This window comes from Chitinibacter fontanus, assembly GCF_013423785.1.
Lineage (GTDB): Bacteria > Pseudomonadota > Gammaproteobacteria > Burkholderiales > Chitinibacteraceae > Chitinibacter > Chitinibacter fontanus.
The window spans coordinates 765,279-782,198 of sequence record NZ_CP058952.1 but is presented as its reverse complement, the minus strand read 5'-3'; the positions used below and the strand labels follow the sequence as shown (position 1 = coordinate 782,198).

General features: G+C 51.7%; 13 protein-coding genes. 8 read left to right on the top strand and 5 right to left on the bottom strand.

The window, feature by feature from the left end:
• Positions 1-65: 65 nt before the first annotated feature.
• The 6 genes from HZU75_RS03620 (at position 66) to HZU75_RS03595 (ending at position 6,343) form a co-directional block, all read left to right on the top strand.
• A complete protein-coding gene (locus tag HZU75_RS03620; protein WP_180307828.1) occupies positions 66-1,292 on the top strand; it encodes a porin in 1,227 nt (408 codons plus the stop codon).
• A 172-nt stretch (positions 1,293-1,464) separates the two neighbouring features.
• Positions 1,465-2,565: a chorismate synthase gene (gene aroC, locus HZU75_RS03615; protein WP_180307827.1), complete on the top strand. Its 1,101-nt coding sequence runs from the start codon at positions 1,465-1,467 to the stop codon at positions 2,563-2,565.
• The gene (locus tag HZU75_RS03610; RefSeq protein WP_180307826.1) at positions 2,565-3,269 is read left to right on the top strand and encodes a DUF4136 domain-containing protein; all 705 of its coding nucleotides are present in this window, start codon (positions 2,565-2,567) and stop codon (positions 3,267-3,269) included. Before aroC ends, HZU75_RS03610 begins: the two co-directional genes overlap by 1 nt.
• A gap of 23 nt (positions 3,270-3,292) precedes the next feature.
• Positions 3,293-4,129 carry a presqualene diphosphate synthase HpnD gene (gene hpnD / locus HZU75_RS03605; protein ID WP_180307825.1) on the top strand — a complete coding sequence of 279 codons (837 nt, stop codon included), beginning with the start codon at positions 3,293-3,295 and terminating at the stop codon, positions 4,127-4,129.
• 4 nt (positions 4,130-4,133) lie between these two features.
• Positions 4,134-5,516, top strand: a complete 1,383-nt coding sequence (gene hpnE / locus HZU75_RS03600; RefSeq protein ID WP_180307824.1) for a hydroxysqualene dehydroxylase HpnE — start codon at positions 4,134-4,136, stop codon at positions 5,514-5,516.
• A gap of 71 nt (positions 5,517-5,587) precedes the next feature.
• Entirely contained in the window at positions 5,588-6,343 is a 756-nt protein-coding gene (locus tag HZU75_RS03595) for an SDR family NAD(P)-dependent oxidoreductase (RefSeq protein WP_180307823.1), read from the top strand.
• A gap of 230 nt (positions 6,344-6,573) precedes the next feature.
• On the opposite strand, the gene ccoG is transcribed toward HZU75_RS03595, so the two are convergent.
• Positions 6,574-7,995 (bottom strand): cytochrome c oxidase accessory protein CcoG, encoded by a 1,422-nt coding sequence (ccoG, locus tag HZU75_RS03590; protein WP_180307822.1) that lies wholly within the window; start codon positions 7,993-7,995, stop codon positions 6,574-6,576.
• Positions 7,996-8,163: 168 nt separating this feature from the next.
• Between ccoG and HZU75_RS03585 the strand changes: the two genes are divergently transcribed.
• Complete coding sequence (locus tag HZU75_RS03585) at positions 8,164-9,567, top strand: aminotransferase-like domain-containing protein (protein ID WP_180307821.1); 1,404 nt, start codon at positions 8,164-8,166, stop codon at positions 9,565-9,567.
• 92 nt (positions 9,568-9,659) lie between these two features.
• Here the strand turns inward: HZU75_RS03585 and HZU75_RS03580 are convergent, their stop codons facing one another.
• The 3 genes from HZU75_RS03580 to HZU75_RS03570 form a co-directional block, all read right to left on the bottom strand.
• On the bottom strand, positions 9,660-10,151 hold the full coding sequence (locus HZU75_RS03580) for a hypothetical protein (RefSeq protein ID WP_180307820.1): 492 nt from the start codon (positions 10,149-10,151) through the stop codon (positions 9,660-9,662).
• Positions 10,152-10,447: 296 nt separating this feature from the next.
• A complete protein-coding gene (locus tag HZU75_RS03575; RefSeq protein WP_180306236.1) occupies positions 10,448-11,884 on the bottom strand; it encodes an IS1182 family transposase in 1,437 nt (478 codons plus the stop codon).
• A gap of 272 nt (positions 11,885-12,156) precedes the next feature.
• A complete protein-coding gene (locus tag HZU75_RS03570; protein ID WP_180306236.1) occupies positions 12,157-13,593 on the bottom strand; it encodes an IS1182 family transposase in 1,437 nt (478 codons plus the stop codon).
• Between the two features lie 246 nt (positions 13,594-13,839).
• Between HZU75_RS03570 and HZU75_RS03565 the strand changes: the two genes are divergently transcribed.
• On the top strand, positions 13,840-14,646 hold the full coding sequence (locus HZU75_RS03565; RefSeq protein WP_180307819.1) for a DODA-type extradiol aromatic ring-opening family dioxygenase: 807 nt from the start codon (positions 13,840-13,842) through the stop codon (positions 14,644-14,646).
• A gap of 41 nt (positions 14,647-14,687) precedes the next feature.
• Here HZU75_RS03565 and HZU75_RS03560 read toward each other — a convergent pair whose 3' ends face one another.
• A complete protein-coding gene (locus tag HZU75_RS03560; RefSeq protein WP_180307818.1) occupies positions 14,688-16,865 on the bottom strand; it encodes a putative bifunctional diguanylate cyclase/phosphodiesterase in 2,178 nt (725 codons plus the stop codon).
• Positions 16,866-16,920 lie beyond the last annotated feature (55 nt).

Sequence of the window (16,920 nt, the reverse complement as noted above, 5' to 3'; positions counted from 1 at the left end):
TACAATCGCGTTGTTGTGAAAAATCACAGAAACAAAGATTCTTATAAACTCGGAGTTAACTAGAAATGAACAAGTTTGTTGCTGCTGCAGTTGCTGCTGCCTTTGTTGCCCCTGCTGTAATGGCTGATGTTGATCTGGGCCCAGTTAAAATTTACGGCAGCTTGCGTTCTGCGGTAGAGGTTGTGAGTGTTGATGCATTCCCAGGCACTACATTGCAAGATGGCCAAGACAGCCAAACTCGCGTTGCAGACCAAAGCTCGCGCATTGGTGTGAAAGGCGATTGGAAAATTAGCGATGATTTGAAAGCTATTGGCCAAGTAGAGTCACGTTTTTACTTGGGCAATAACGGCGATCCACTCGACGGCAGCAAAATTGGTTTTGGTACTCGCAATACGTTCATCGGTTTGGATAGCGCAAAAGCCGGTAAATTCCTGATTGGTCGCTACGACAATGCCTACAAAAACCTGAAAAAATCAGCATACGGCGTGTTTGATGGCACCTTGAATGATGCTTCTGAGTTTGTTGGCGATAAATCAGTGCTGGCGCGTCTAGGTGGCCGTCAAGGTGACATGGTTCACTACGAGACACCAAACTGGGCAGGTTTCAACGGTCAGTTAAGCTACAACTTCGGTAAAGTGGCGACAACTGCGACAACGACTTACACAACTAAATGTGCAACTGTTAGCAACTGCACGACTACTGCCGCAACAACTGGCGGTGAGAAAATCAACGCTCCACAATTCTCAGCTGCGCTTGCATACAACCACGAATATTTTGATATCGGCGTTGGCTACAGCAAAGTGGAAGATGCAGCTTCTGATTTGAAAGGTGGCAAGTTGAGCATCAAATCAGATGCGACTGGCAAACAAGGTGATGAGTCAATGGACGCTTTCACCGTTGGTGCTACTGCTAAATTCGCTGGCGCAAAATTGAGCGCAGTATGGGAAAAAACCAATGCTAAAGCGAATAACACTGTAGAAAAGAAAGTCTTCGATCAAGAGCAAGTTAGCTACGGTATCGGCGCTTCTTATGCCTTCGGTGATTGGGACTTCCAAACTTCATACGCGGTAGCTAAAAACGTTGAAGAGGCAGGTAAAGAGCAGGCAGATACCGGTGGTAAAGAATTCGGCATTGCTGCATCTTACAAATTGCACAAACAGGTACGTGTGATTGCGTCTTACACTAAAATTGACAACGACAAAAACACTGCCTTCACTTCAAGCTCAGGTTTTGACCTCGCTAAAGGTTCAGACGCTAGCATCATCGCGATCGGACTGCGTGGTGACTTCTAAGCTGTAAATTAGCAACGCTTGAAACCACCATTTTGAACCGCCAGTCTCTACTGAGATTGGCGGTTTTTTTATTCTTGCTCAGATAAATCAATCTTGCTGATGCCCGCGCACGAACGCGTGGCATGCTAAAATTGCGCACATTCAGAATTAAAACAGACTCTTGGAGTGCACCATGTCGGGCAATAGTTTGGGCTTGTTGTTTACTGTAACTTCATTTGGCGAAAGCCATGGTGCAGGGATTGGCTGCATCGTTGATGGCTGCCCTCCAGGAATGGATTTATCGCTGGAAGATATTCAGTTTGAACTTGATCGCCGCAAGCCCGGCACTAGCCGCCATGTTACGCAACGCAAAGAGCCTGATACGGTTGAGATTTTGTCGGGTATTTATGAAGGCAAAACCACCGGTACACCGATTGCGCTACTGATTCGCAACCAAGATCAGCGCAGCCAAGATTACGGCAAAATCGTCGAAACCTTCCGCCCTGGCCACGCCGATTACACCTATTGGCACAAATATGGCATTCGCGATCCGCGTGGCGGTGGTCGTAGCTCTGCGCGTGAAACTGCCGTTCGTGTGGCTGCTGGTGCGATTGCCAAAAAATGGCTGCGTGAAAAATTCGGCATCGTCATTCGCGGCTATATGAGCAAATTGGGTGAAATTGATATTCCGTTCCAAAGCTGGGATCACGTGAGCGAGAACGCCTTTTTCGCACCGAATGCCGAGATCGTGCCGCAGCTTGAAGACTATATGGACGCGATTCGTAAAGAGCGCGATTCTGTCGGCGCACAAATCTCGGTTGTCGCGGAGAATGTGCCAGTGGGTTGGGGCGAGCCAGTTTACGATCGTCTTGACGCCGAAATCGCCTACGCGATGATGAATATCAACGCGGTGAAAGGCGTAGAAATTGGCGCTGGCTTTGATAGCATTGCGCAACGCGGCTCAGTGCATTGTGATGAGCTAACGCCAAATGGCTTTGCGACCAACCACGCTGGCGGCATATTGGGGGGTATATCAACAGGGCAAGCCATCACTGTGAATCTGGCAGTTAAACCCACCTCTAGTATCGCGCAAGAGCGTCAATCGATCGACAAAATGGGCAGCCCAGTGATGATGGCCACCACAGGCCGTCATGACCCGTGCGTTGGTATTCGTGCAACGCCAATTGCTGAGGCAATGTTGGCCTTGGTCTTGATTGATCACGCCCTGCGTCACCGTGCGCAATGCGGTGATGTCGTGGTCAACACGCCTAAAATTCCCGGGAAAATCGCCTAATGTCGCCGCGCGCGCTGTTTGGCGTCTTCGTGCTGGCCATCCTGGCTGGCTGCGCTAGCCCATCGTTTGTGGCTACCGTGTCGGTACGTCATCAGCTGCCTGCTGGCGTGTTGAAAGCCTCTGCGCCCGTTGCATCTGGCGCAGCAGCCGTGGCTGCGGCGATGGCCAAACCTAAAGCGTTTGCGTTTGAGCGCAGCGCTTCGCAAGCGCAAAGTCTGGCCTATCAGCAATATGAAACCGAGTTGGCACAACATCTGGTGGAGCAAGGGCTGATCTGGCAACGTGATCCGAAAGCGGCCGATTGGCTGGTGCGGTTTGATTATCAGATCGACGATGGTAAGAACAAGTCCTATCAGCAACCGATTTGGGGCACGATTGGTTATTCGGTCAGCTACCAACGCGTGATTAGTGGCGGTAGCGTGGTGTTTATCCCGCGTTATTACCCCGAAACTGGTATCGTCGGCTCGCAAACGGTAAATGAAACCATTTATACCCGCGAAGTGTTTGTCGATATTTTGGATCGCAAAACGCTGGATAAAGGTGAATTTGCCAAGCTGTACGAAGGCCGCGCGCGCAATCGCAGTGAAAATGACGAGCTCGATACCGCCGTGCCATGGCTGATTCGCAGCCTGTTTAAACCCTTTCCAGGCCCTTCGGGCGTGAGCCGTGAAGTGCGCATGCCAATGACGACGCCAACTCCTTAATTCATTTCGACCCGAGACGTCCTGTGACTCCAGATCAATATTGCGAAGACAAAGCGGCCAAAAGTGGCTCGAGTTTTTATTACAGCTTTCGCTTTCTAAGCCCAGAAAAACGCATTGCGATTACCGCCTTGTACGCCTTCTGTCGTGAGGTCGACGATGTGGTCGACGAATGCACCGACGAAGGCGTGGCGCGCACCACATTGGCGTGGTGGCGCAATGAAGTCGACCAGATGTACGCTGGCGCGCCACAGCATCCGGTAACGCAATCGCTGTTGCCTGCAGTCAAAGCCTACGATTTACCGCGCGAATTGTTTTTGGAAATCATCGATGGCATGGAGATGGATCTAAATCAGGCGCGCTACAACAGCTTCAAAGATCTGCACTTATATTGCTACCGCGTTGCCAGCGTGGTTGGTCAATTGGCTGCCAGCATTTTTGGCTACACCGATCGCAAAACGCTCAAATACGCGCATGATTTGGGCATTGCATTTCAGCTGACCAATATCATTCGAGATGTCGGTGAAGACGCGCGCCGTGGTCGCATTTATCTGCCAGTGGACGAGTTGCAACGCTTTAATGTGCCTGCCGCTGACATTCTGAATTACCGCGAAACCGCCGAATTTAAAGCGCTGATGAATTTCCAGATCGACCGTGCCGAGCAATACTACGAGCAGGCGATGAAACTGTTGCCCGAAGTCGATAAGAAAAACCAACGCACGGGTCTGGTGATGGCTGCGATCTACCGCGCGACTTTGGCTGAAATTCGTCTCGACGGCGCACAGAAAGTCTTAAACCAGCGCACCTCACTCACTCCAATCCGCAAGCTTTGGTTAGCTTGGAAAACGTGGTGGTTTGCCTAAGCCGATGACTGCTTTAAATCCAAGCAGTAAACGCGTCGCGATCATCGGCGGCGGCTACGCGGGGATGGCGGCGGCGGTTGAGCTGGCTGCGGCTGGCGTAGCAGTTACCGTGTTCGAAGCGGGCAAAGTGCTCGGTGGTCGCGCACGGCGGGTTGAGCGCGCTTCACTCTCATCCCACAACACCGCCAATAAACCTGCGCCGCTCGATAATGGTCAGCATCTGGTCATCGGCGCGTACAGCGAATTGCTGCGCTTGATGCGCGAGTGTGGCGTGGATTTGGACGCAGCATTTTTGCGTCAGCCGATGCGTTTGCAGACGGTTGGACAAAACGGTGAGCCTGATTTTTTGCTCGAATGCCCACGCTTACCCGCGCCGCTGCATTTGGCGCTCGGTTTATTTCGTGCCAAAGGACTCAATTGGAGTGAGCGCTGGGCGTTGATTCGCACGATTCAAGTGGCGAAATGGCGGGGTTGGCGGCTCAAACAAAATGTGACCGTCGCGGAGTGGCTGCGATTTCAGCGCCAGCCGGAAAGCTTGATTAGCCGCTTTTGGGCACCGCTGACCTTGGCTGCTCTGAATACCCCGCTGGAATTAGCGAGCGCGCAAGTGCTGCTGAATGTGCTGCGTGACAGCTTAGGCGGTCGCCGCGCGGCATCCGATTTAATGTTACCCAAAGTTGACTTTACTGAATTATTTCCCGCGCCTGCAGCGAGCTATGTACAGAAAAAAGGTGGGTATTTGCAGTTAGGTCAACGTATTAAAGGTTTGGTGGGCAATACTGGTGCTTGGTATGTTGATGGTGTAGACGCAGCATTTGATGCTGTGGTGATCGCCACCGCGCCGCATCAGGCTGCGAAATTGCTGAGCGACTCCAAGCAAGCAACCGCCCTGGCGCAGCAACTTGCGGCATGGCCGTACCAACCGATTGTGACCGTGTATTTGCAATACGAAGCCGAGGTGAAACTCAGCCAGCCGATGCTGGGGCTGTCGGATGCGTATTCCCAATGGATCTTTGATCGGGGTGTAACGCATGGCTGCGCGGGGCTGATTGCAGTCGTGATTTCAGCGCAAGGCTTGCACAGTGGCTTGAGCCACGATGACCTGGCCTTGGCGGTGCAGGCCGAATTGTATCAGCGCTTGGGTTTGCCCGATCTGGTGTTGCAGCAGCAGGTGATTACCGAAAAACGTGCGACGTTTGCGTGTACGCCTGATTTAGTTCGCCCTACCAATCGTACTGGCGTAGCGGGTTTGTATTTAGCGGGCGACTACACCGCGGGTTTAGCTGCCATCAGTGGAAAATCACGCGGCGAATATCCTGCGACACTCGAAGGCGCAGTGCGCAGCGGCATTAAAGCGGCACGGTCGGTATTACAAGATTTTCAATAAGGGGTATGTCGCTATAGGTTAGATATTTACTGACCTACATGGCAATACCAAGTACTGTATAGAGGTGGTTTATGGAAAGCTGGAAAAACTATCAGGCACAGGCCAAATCAATGCAGGATCGAGTGATTTTGGTGACCGGCGCTGGGCAGGGCATCGGCGCGATGGCGGCGGTGGAGTTGGCCAAACTCGGCGCAACGGTGATTTTGGTCGGCCGCAATGAAAAGAAACTGAGCCGCACTTACGACGCAATCGAGTCGATTGGCGGCCCGCAACCCGCTGCTATTCCAATGGATTTGGCTAAAGTGGGCGAGGCTGAACTTACGCAAATGGGGGTGCTGATCCAAAAAGAGTTTGGCCGCCTGGATGGTATTTTGCACTGTGCTAATGGCTTTAATCATTTGTCGCCTTTGACGAATCAAAAGCTCGATGAATGGGTAGATATGTTCCGCGTGAACGTCGCTGCGCCTTTTGCGATGACGCGCGCGCTGCTGCCGCTATTGCAAACTGCGCCGGATGCGGCGGTGTTGGTGATAGGGGAAAGCCACGGCTTTGAACCCCGCGCATATTGGGGTGGCTTTAGCGTGAGCAAGTCAGCACAACAAAACTGGGTGCAAATTGCCGCTTCCGAGTGGGACAAATTTAGCAACTTGCGCATTAATTTGTTGGTGCCTGGCCCGATCCAATCGCCATTCCGTCTGGCGACGCACCCAGCAGAATCCAAAGATACTTTGCCCGAAACTAGCGCAATTATGCCTGCCATTCTGTATTGGCTGGGTCAGGCTAGCCAAGGGCAGAGTGGTCAGACCTTATTTTTCAATAAAAAGTAAAAAATACCGCTTTTTTTCTTATTGAGCGCTGAACTTTCTGCCTGCGAGCCCCTCAAAGCTAGGGTAAGTTTGTGATTGATCTCCAAACTGAACGTACTCCGCCGCAAGGCTGTGGTGCAATGCAAGTGTGTAGTTTGTTTCATCTCTCCCTGTAGTTACTAGCCCCGCCTTGAGCGGGGCGTTTTTTTATCTCTACCTGTCTTTGTGCGCGGTATATTCAAATTCACCGGCTAGCGCCCGAAGAAAGTGGCCGCTTCAGTAATTTGCACTTGCGTATCATCGCTAGCGCGAAGATGAAATTGAATTGGATGCGCGCCCGCTTTGGCATTCGTTGCTGCCGTTTTAACGCGCACGATAAACTCCCGACTTTCGGTGCCGCTCAGTGCGAGTTGGCTATTTTGATCAATTTCAGAGCTCAACCCGGGAAGGCCACTGACCTGCAAGTTAAAGCTACGGCTTTGCTCGGCGGTATTTTGCAATTGCACGCGGTAAACATTTTCCAGCTCGCCATTTGCTAATTCGCGCACCAAGGTATTACGCTCGCGGATGATATTGGCTTTGATTGGCTGGTGCGTATGCAGCGAATAAGCGCTCGCGGCAATGACCGCCAGCAGCATGCTGCCAAACAGCAATACTTGGGGGCGACGCAAACGCGTGGCGAGCGTCGTTTTCTTGCCTGGGTTTTCCAGCTCATTCGCCGTGGTATAGCGAATCAAACCGCGCGGATAGCCTACTTTATCCATTACTTGATCGCAGGCGTCGATACACGCGGTACAGCCTATACACTCATATTGCAGGCCATCGCGAATATCGATGCCAACGGGGCAGACTTGCACGCACAGCGTGCACGACACGCATTCGCCTAGCCCTTGCAATTGGTAATCGCTGCCCATCGAGCGCGCGCCACGTGGCTCGCCGCGACGAGTGTCGTAGCTGATGATCAGCGTGTCTTTATCAAACATCGTGCTTTGAAAGCGCGAGTACGGGCACATATGCTGGCACACTTGCTCGCGCAGCCAACCGGCGTTGCCGTAGGTAGCTAGGCCGTAAAACAAAATCCAGAACGTATCCCACGGCCCCATGCTCAATGTCGCAAAACTGCTTTGTAGCTCGCTCATCGGCGTGAAGTAGGCGACAAAGGTCAGCCCCGTCCACAGCGACAAGGCAATCCAGATGCTGTGTTTCAGCGTTTTAATGCCGATTTTACGGGCAGAGAGTGGCGCTTGATCGAGTTTAATCCGCGCCGATCGATCGCCCTCGGTCCATTTCTCTATCCACAAAAAAATCTCGGTATACACCGTTTGCGGACAGGCGTACCCGCACCACAGCCGCCCGCCAATTGCAGTCCACACAAACAGCCCGAATGCCGACACCAGCAGCAAGGCCATCAGATAAATAAAATCTTGCGGCAGAAATACGAGGCCAAAAATATAAAATTTGCTGTTAGCGATATCGAATAACAGTGCTTGGCGGCCATTGATTTCAAGCCACGGCACGCCATAAAAAAACAATTGCGTCGCAACGACAAAGAAAATCCGCCAATTATTAAAGTAGCCCGTCACCCAGCGCGGGTAGATTTTTTTCTGCGAATGAAAATGGATGGTTTGTACATCGCTGCTTTGCGCTGCGGACTGAGATGCTGAGTTGTTCATGGCGCTGACCTAGCCGAAGATGGACTGAAATGCAGCTGAGTATGCGATACTGCCCAAAAGCAGAACAGAATCAGAAAACGAATCAAATACCGGATCAGATTGATCAATTGATCAGGTTTGCTGCGAAGCACTACGAAGGACTGTTATGAAACGCTATGAAGGACTGATATGAAGCGCTACGAAGCGCTGGCCGAACTCATTGCCGCCGATATTCGCACTGGCACGATCCCTGCGGGCAGCAAATTGCCATCGGTGCGCAAATTGCGCGCGCAACATCAGGTCAGCGCATCCACCGTGTTTGAGGCCTATCATCGGCTAGAAGACCGTGGCCTCGTGCGTGCGCGTGAGCGTTCGGGCTATTTTGTGCTCGGGATAAATCAGCACGCGATGCCGCAAGCCAGCAGCGCTGCGCCGCAACCGGCGCAAGTCGATATTAGCCAATTGGTGTTTGCCATCTTGGGAGCTGTGCAAGATCGCAATATTCTGCCGCTGGGCTCGGCTTTTCCGTCGCCCAAACATTTCCCGCTACCGCGCTTGGCCAAATCGCTGGCGAGCAGTGCGCGCTTTATCGATCCGTGGGAAACTGTCGCCAGCTTGCCGCCCGGCCACTTGGCTTTGCGCCAGCAAATTGCGCTGCGCTATCTCGGCCTCGGCATGCCGCAAGCGCCGGAAAACATCATCATCACCAATGGTGCGCTCGAAGCGCTGAACCTGTGCCTTGCCGCCGTCGCGCAGCCGGGTGATTTGATCACGATTGAATCTCCGGGCTTTTACGCGCCGCTGCAAGCGATCGAGCGGCTGAAAATGCGCGCGCTCGAAATCCCCGTTAGCGCGCAAGACGGATTGGATCTGGACGCGTTTGAAAGCCTGCTTGATCAGCATCCGGTCAAAGCCTGCTGGTTGATGACCTCATTCCAAAACCCGATGGGCGTCAGCATGAGCGAGCAAAAAAAGCAGCGGCTGGTGCAAATGCTCAGCGCGCGGCAGATTCCGCTGATTGAAGACGATGTATATGGCGAGCTGTACTTTGGCGCGCGCCAGCCGCTGCCCGCCAAAGCGTTTGATACAGACGGCTGGGTGATGCATTGCAGCTCGTTTTCCAAATGCCTCGCGCCCGGTTATCGCATCGGCTGGGTGTCGCCCGGGCGTTTTGCGCGGCAAGTCGAGCAACTCAAACTGATGACGACGCTATCGGCCAGCGTACCGGCGCAAGTGGCGATTGCCGACTACCTGCAAACCGGCGCATTTGATAAACATCTGCGCAAACTGCGCCACACGCTCGAATCGCAACTGACGCTGATGCTCGATGCGATCCGCCGCCACTTCCCGCCCGACGTACGCGTCTCGCGCCCGCAAGGCGGCTATTTTGTCTGGCTGGAATTTGCCGCCGGTTTTGACACGCTACGCCTCCACCGCCAAGCCGCCGAACAAGGCATCAGCATCGCCCCCGGCCCGATCTTCTCCGCCTGCCGCCAGTTTCAAAACTGTATGCGGCTTAATTTTGGCGGACAGTGGAATGATGATTTTGAAGTGGCGATGAAGCGTTTGGGGCGCTTGATTGCGGAGCAGTAGGCTGCTTGCGACCCAAAGCGGAAACTGAATTTATAGGTTGGTGCAGAGCTGGCGAAGCCCAACAATCGCGGTAAACGTTTGCTGAGTTTCATTTAGTTCAACCTACCGAGCTGAGAGTCAATTAACAGTTCTCTTTCAAATAGACGTGAAGCCTCGAACAGTAGAACCCCTAAAATTGCACCTCCACCTGTATTACCTAGAAGAAATACAAAACCTACACCATCAGCGCCATGAACAGCTAGAGCACCAATTAAAGAAATTAGCCAAGGCAGCACACTTAAGGCCATAAGAATAATGGCAATAATTCGAAGAATATTAAGACTACGAGAAGTTGAAATAACATTAAGTTTGAACTTGCCAATTAGCACCCCAAAAAATCTAAACGCCACTAAGAAAAACATTATTGCTGTAGTTAAGTTTGGTACTAATCCAACAATGATATTCATTAGGCCTAGCTGAGCTGGTTTTGCTAACATTGAAATTAAGTTAGTAAGGCCACTTAAAAGAGCAAGGCAAATAAATAATAAACATAAGCAATAAATCGCTCTTACAAAGATATTTGATTCATAAAGAGTATGTTGCATGTTTTCTCCAAATCCCTAACTTGACTATTAAGACCTGACTCATCGAGGCCTAATCCTAATCGACTGAGGCTTATTACAACAAGTTAAGCCTGCCATGTTGTACTTCCAAATGGCTGCCGACACTTTTTTCGACATAAATAAGCGCAACATTCTTCCGCTATTGGCCCAGGCTGTGTAAAAACGCCAACTCCGACGAGGCTTATTTTGCCTAACCAATTTGAATCACGCTCGCGTTGCTCGAAGTAAACGTAAAACTTCATGAATAACACCGCTAAAAACAGCAAATAATAGGCCTTTTAGCCCTTCATTGCCGCCAACATTGCTTGATTTCCCATTATTTTCATTACTCGCTTCATGTTATACGCGAGTATGTGCAAGCTCATCTCTGTACTGACGTGCTTCAAGGTCTTCATTAGGAAATGCGTTGCCCCCATCCAGGCTTTTAGCGTCCCAAAGGGATGCTCGACGGTCTGCCGTCGAACACGCATTGCATCTGGTTGCAATTCCAGCCGCTGCTGCGCTTTTTCCAGTATGGCCTCATGCTCCCAGCGACTGACGCGCCGGTAATCACTCGGTGTACATTTGGTTTTGAGCGGGCAACGTGGGCAGTCAGAACTCCAATACCGGCTCATATAGCGCCCAGCTTCCAAGCTCACAAAACGATGAATGAGTCGGCTATTGCCTGGGCAGACATATTCATCGCGAACTGGGTCATAGTGGAATTCATCTTTGCCAAAGCGCCCATCTGCTTTAGCGCCTGAGGTTTGCGGCTTCGGCACCAACACCGTAATGCCCGCTTGTTCGCACGCCAGTATTTCATCACCGTTGTAATAACCTCGGTCTGCGACCACCTCTAGTGTTTCTTGTGCGAGGACTGCTTTGGCTTGTTGGGCCATATTGGCCAGCTGCGTACGGTCATGCCCTTGATTAGTGACCTGATGCGCAATAATTAAATGGTGCTTGGCATCGACAACGGTTTGCACGTTATAACCCACAACACCACTGCCACGGCCGCTGGTCGCCATAGAACGGGCATCTGGGTCGGTGAGTGAAATCTGTTTGTCTGGCGTCTTGGCGAGTTGAGCCTCGACCTCATCCAAGCGGGCCATCTGCGACTTCAGTCGTGCCAGCTTGTCCTTCAAGCGCGCGACCTTGGCTTCTGCAATATCGGGCTGTTGCCGGTCTGCAATTTCCATCTCCCGCAGGTAACTAGCAATATTGGCTTCGATTTGCTCGCGTTGCTTAGCGAGTTTGTTGTTGGTGTAGTTGCGGTCGCGATGATTAACGGCTTTGAACTTGCTGCCATCAATTGCCACAATGGCGTTACTAAATAAACTGAGTTGTCGACATAGCTGAACAAACTGCCCGCAGACCTTACAAATCGCAGGCCCATTATCTTTGCGGAAATTGGCGATGGTTTTAAAGTCAGGCATTAAGCGAGCAGTGAGCCAAATCAGCTCCAGATTCCGGTGGGCTTCACGTTCCAGGCGACGGCTGGATTGGATTCGGTTGAGGTAACCGTAGATATACAGCTTGAGCATCGTGCTGGGATGGTAGGCTGGGCGGCCAGTGGCTTCTGGCTCTACCCCATCGAAACCGAGTGCCTTTAAATCTAGGTATTCTACGAACTGGTCAACAACTCGGACGGGGTTGTCCGCGCTGACATAATCTTCCAAGCATTCAGGCAACAGCAATGTTTGGGTTCTGCTTTCACCTGCAATGAATCTGGGCATAGAATCATCCTTGGCGGGGAGTTCCAAGAATTATACCGGTCGAGTGTTGAAGCGTTTTTACACAGCCTGGGTCGAAAGCTGGCTGTTATTGCGTTTATGGGCTTGTTTCAAACATGATGTGGTTCACAGGCCGCATTCGGCCCAGGCTGTGTAAAAACGCCAACTCCGACGAGGCTTATTTTGCCTAACCAATTTGAATCACGCTCGCGTTGCTCGAAGTAAACGTAAAACTTCATGAATAACACCGCTAAAAACAGCAAATAATAGGCCTTTTAGCCCTTCATTGCCGCCAACATTGCTTGATTTCCCATTATTTTCATTACTCGCTTCATGTTATACGCGAGTATGTGCAAGCTCATCTCTGTACTGACGTGCTTCAAGGTCTTCATTAGGAAATGCGTTGCCCCCATCCAGGCTTTTAGCGTCCCAAAGGGATGCTCGACGGTCTGCCGTCGAACACGCATTGCATCTGGTTGCAATTCCAGCCGCTGCTGCGCTTTTTCCAGTATGGCCTCATGCTCCCAGCGACTGACGCGCCGGTAATCACTCGGTGTACATTTGGTTTTGAGCGGGCAACGTGGGCAGTCAGAACTCCAATACCGGCTCATATAGCGCCCAGCTTCCAAGCTCACAAAACGATGAATGAGTCGGCTATTGCCTGGGCAGACATATTCATCGCGAACTGGGTCATAGTGGAATTCATCTTTGCCAAAGCGCCCATCTGCTTTAGCGCCTGAGGTTTGCGGCTTCGGCACCAACACCGTAATGCCCGCTTGTTCGCACGCCAGTATTTCATCACCGTTGTAATAACCTCGGTCTGCGACCACCTCTAGTGTTTCTTGTGCGAGGACTGCTTTGGCTTGTTGGGCCATATTGGCCAGCTGCGTACGGTCATGCCCTTGATTAGTGACCTGATGCGCAATAATTAAATGGTGCTTGGCATCGACAACGGTTTGCACGTTATAACCCACAACACCACTGCCACGGCCGCTGGTCGCCATAGAACGGGCATCTGGGTCGGTGAGTGAAATCTGTTTGTCTGGCGTCTTGGCGAGTTGAGCCTCGACCTCATCCAAGCGGGCCATCTGCGACTTCAGTCGTGCCAGCTTGTCCTTCAAGCGCGCGACCTTGGCTTCTGCAATATCGGGCTGTTGCCGGTCTGCAATTTCCATCTCCCGCAGGTAACTAGCAATATTGGCTTCGATTTGCTCGCGTTGCTTAGCGAGTTTGTTGTTGGTGTAGTTGCGGTCGCGATGATTAACGGCTTTGAACTTGCTGCCATCAATTGCCACAATGGCGTTACTAAATAAACTGAGTTGTCGACATAGCTGAACAAACTGCCCGCAGACCTTACAAATCGCAGGCCCATTATCTTTGCGGAAATTGGCGATGGTTTTAAAGTCAGGCATTAAGCGAGCAGTGAGCCAAATCAGCTCCAGATTCCGGTGGGCTTCACGTTCCAGGCGACGGCTGGATTGGATTCGGTTGAGGTAACCGTAGATATACAGCTTGAGCATCGTGCTGGGATGGTAGGCTGGGCGGCCAGTGGCTTCTGGCTCTACCCCATCGAAACCGAGTGCCTTTAAATCTAGGTATTCTACGAACTGGTCAACAACTCGGACGGGGTTGTCCGCGCTGACATAATCTTCCAAGCATTCAGGCAACAGCAATGTTTGGGTTCTGCTTTCACCTGCAATGAATCTGGGCATAGAATCATCCTTGGCGGGGAGTTCCAAGAATTATACCGGTCGAGTGTTGAAGCGTTTTTACACAGCCTGGGGCGATTCCAGCCTCTGACATAGTTTAACGGAATCCATCGCTAGGAGCGCTTGTTGCATACCCGTAGCGTTGTAGCAGCGCCCAAAGCATTCAGCCATTTTGCACAACTGCTTCAAATCTCTTCGCCGCACAGCTTTGGCCTTGCCCGTATCATTGAATAAAACGAAACGGAGCAAATGATGCGCAAACTACGCAGTCTTTTTATTAGCCACGGCGCGCCGACTTTGGTGATTGATGATATTCCGGCGCGGCACTTTTTTGCGCAATTGGGCCAAACCATGCCACGGCCGCGCGCGATTGTGTTGATCTCGGCGCACAATATCGCGCGCCAAACGGTGGTCGGTACGGCGGCTAACTGGCAGGAGTGGCATGATTTTGGCGGTTTTCCTGCCGAGCTGTACCAGATGCAATATCGCCCCAACGGTGATCCGGCCTTGGCGATGATGATTGCGCAGGGTTTGGCAGATTTAGGGGAACAGGTTGCTGTGAGCGACGATCCAGCAATCGATCATGGCGCATGGGTGCCGCTCAAACTCATTTACCCCAACGCCGATGTGCCGCTGATTACGATTTCGCTGTCGCACACGATGGACAATGCGGCGCATTGGGCTTTAGGTGAAAAGCTGAATAAATTGCTACCCGATGATGTGCTGCTGATTACCTCCGGTAGCATTACGCACAATTTGCGCGATGCGTTCAGTAGGATGCAGTCAGCGGTGGGAGAATATACGGTAGAGCAGTATGCGTCTGAGTTCATTGCCGATAGCTATCTAGCGCTTAATACCCAAGGTAAAGAATTTTGGGCTGATTGGCAAAACCAGCTACGCCACGCCCGTCGTGCGCATCCAACGCCCGAGCATTTCCTACCGCTACTCATCGCGCGCGCGGCGGCGGGGGATGCGCCTACCGTGACACCGCTGCACCAGAGTATTGAACTCGGTGTGCTCGGGATGGATGTGATTGGGTTTAATTGGGCGGTGTAAAAAGGCATGCGATCGTCATTGATCGCATGCTGTGGCCAGCGTTAAATCTGCGCTTGTGTTTGCGGGCTGGCTGGATTGAGGCTGCGCCATTGCTGCTGAAAAGCGATTGGATTAAGCGGTTTGCTATAAAAATAGCCCTGTATCGTTTGGCAGCCCTCAGCGTATAGGAAGTCAATTTGCTCTTGTAGCTCAACGCCTTCGGCGACGGTACTTAGCCCCAGACTAGTAGCCAAACCGATGATGGTGCGGATAATGGCTTCATTATCTTGCCCATTGCCTATCCCCAACACAAAGGCCCGATCGATCTTCAAAACCTGCACTGGCAATTGTTTGAGGTAGGCGAGGGAAGAATAGCCTGTGCCAAAATCGTCGATCGATAATTTGACGCCCAGTGCACGTATGGCATTCAGGGTGTCGATGGCGTTATCAACGGCCATAATGACACTTTCAGTGATTTCCAGCTCGAGTGCGCTGGCTGGTAATTGATAGCGGTGTAACAGTGCTGCCAAATGGTGTGGGAAGTCTGCCAGCTCTAATTGCTTGACCGATACATTGACCGACACGCAAGGCACGTCGAATCCTGTCGTACGCCATTGCTGCAATTGTTGGCAGGTTTGCTCCAGAATTAATTCGCCCAGCGCAACGATCAAGCCTGACTCTTCGGCGATAGGAATAAAACGAATCGGTGCGACCATACCCAACGCGGGGCTATGCCAGCGTGCGAGCGCTTCGGCTCCTACCAGTTGCCCGCTGCCTGAATCCACCTTGGCTTGAAAATGTACTTCCAGCTCTTTGAATTCGATGGCATGGCGTAGATAGCGCTCTAACAATACCCGCTCTTCTGCCGCGGCTGACATTTGACGGGTATAGCGCTGAAAGCGATTTCTACCTGCGGCTTTAGCTTGATACATCGCAATATCAGCATTGCGAACCAGCGTATCAACATCATGCCCGTCCTCAGGGGCGTAGCTAATGCCGATGCTGGCTGATAAATAAATGATATTGCCCTGCAGCTCAAATGGCTGCACAAACAAACTTAATAACTCGGTGGCGCGTTGGTTGACATGCTCCTGATCGGAAAGCGCAGACACAATATAAACAAACTCGTCGCCGCCAAGCCTAGCTAGCGTATCGTTTGGTCCTACATGGCGGATGAGCCGTTCGGTGACGGCCACTAGCAGTTGATCTCCGACAAAATGGCCAAGGGTATCGTTCACATCTTTAAAGCGATCCAGATCAATAAACAACAGCGCGATCTTGTGCGACATTGAATCCATCCCCGCCAGCAATCTGGCCAGGCGCTCGGTAAATAGCAAGCGATTAGCTAGTTGCGTGAGGGGGTCGTGGTGTGCCAAATCATCCAATCGTTGCTCGGCATTGCGTCGCTCGATGATTTCGGCCTCGAGCTGTTGATTGGCTTGTTCTAGCTCTGACGTGCGTGCGGCCACGCGTTGATCTAATTCTTGATTGGCTTGTGCCAGCGCATTCGCTTGTTTCCGAATGATTTTTCCCGCGTGGCGAACGACTAATAATTGAGCCGCAAATAAGGTGAGCATGGCCAAGCAGACCGTGAGCGCAATCCATGCGAGTTGTGCGGCAGACTCGCTAACGAAAGGCGTGGCATCTAAATAAATTTCCAGTACGCCTTCCACGGTTTCGTTCGCGCCATGAACTGGCACATAAGTCGAAATGACATCGCGATCCACCAAGACGCGCTCGAAAGAATCAAAACTGTGTTTGTGCGCTAATTCGCTCACCGCCAAATTGGCGAGCGCAGATTTAAAACCATCATTATCGTCTTCCTTTTCGCCAATTTGCTTGGCATCGGTAGAGAACACGGTGATGCCTTGCAAGTTGTAAACCTTAAGCTTGATCACGTCGGTGCCGCGCATTAATTTCACCACGGCATCATGCAGGTGCTCGGCCTGAACGCGCGCTCGTAATTGCTCGCCAGTGGGCTGAAGCTCAGTTAAAGGTTTAAAGCGAGCCCATAATGAGTTTTCAAAAACCTGTACCAGTGACGAGGCGCGGGCTTTTTCCAGCCGCAATAGTTGTGAGCTGGTGTTTTCTCGCAAATAAAAAGCCATGCCCAAGGTTGCCGTGAGCATCATCAGTAATGAAAGAATGAAGAAAAAACGCACCAGATTGAATGGTTTATTGCTTTCGATCACTGGGCACCCCTTCGCATCGCCGTTTTGATCACTATAGGTATTGGGCATTTAATCGCAAATAAGCGCAATTGCGTGCCAAGATGCGCAGCGATGAAAGGGCGCT

Coding starts and splice junctions, on each gene's coding strand:
- hpnE (WP_180307824.1), top strand. CDS start 4,134: ATGACTGCTTTAAATCCAAGCAGTAAACGCGTCGCGATCATCGGCGGC.
- HZU75_RS03610 (WP_180307826.1), top strand. CDS start 2,565: ATGTCGCCGCGCGCGCTGTTTGGCGTCTTCGTGCTGGCCATCCTGGCT.
- HZU75_RS03595 (WP_180307823.1), top strand. CDS start 5,588: ATGGAAAGCTGGAAAAACTATCAGGCACAGGCCAAATCAATGCAGGAT.
- HZU75_RS03575 (WP_180306236.1), bottom strand. CDS start 11,884: ATGCCCAGATTCATTGCAGGTGAAAGCAGAACCCAAACATTGCTGTTG.
- ccoG (WP_180307822.1), bottom strand. CDS start 7,995: ATGAACAACTCAGCATCTCAGTCCGCAGCGCAAAGCAGCGATGTACAA.
- HZU75_RS03620 (WP_180307828.1), top strand. CDS start 66: ATGAACAAGTTTGTTGCTGCTGCAGTTGCTGCTGCCTTTGTTGCCCCT.
- aroC (WP_180307827.1), top strand. CDS start 1,465: ATGTCGGGCAATAGTTTGGGCTTGTTGTTTACTGTAACTTCATTTGGC.
- HZU75_RS03580 (WP_180307820.1), bottom strand. CDS start 10,151: ATGCAACATACTCTTTATGAATCAAATATCTTTGTAAGAGCGATTTAT.
- HZU75_RS03565 (WP_180307819.1), top strand. CDS start 13,840: ATGATGCGCAAACTACGCAGTCTTTTTATTAGCCACGGCGCGCCGACT.
- HZU75_RS03585 (WP_180307821.1), top strand. CDS start 8,164: ATGAAGCGCTACGAAGCGCTGGCCGAACTCATTGCCGCCGATATTCGC.
- HZU75_RS03570 (WP_180306236.1), bottom strand. CDS start 13,593: ATGCCCAGATTCATTGCAGGTGAAAGCAGAACCCAAACATTGCTGTTG.
- HZU75_RS03560 (WP_180307818.1), bottom strand. CDS start 16,865: ATGCCCAATACCTATAGTGATCAAAACGGCGATGCGAAGGGGTGCCCA.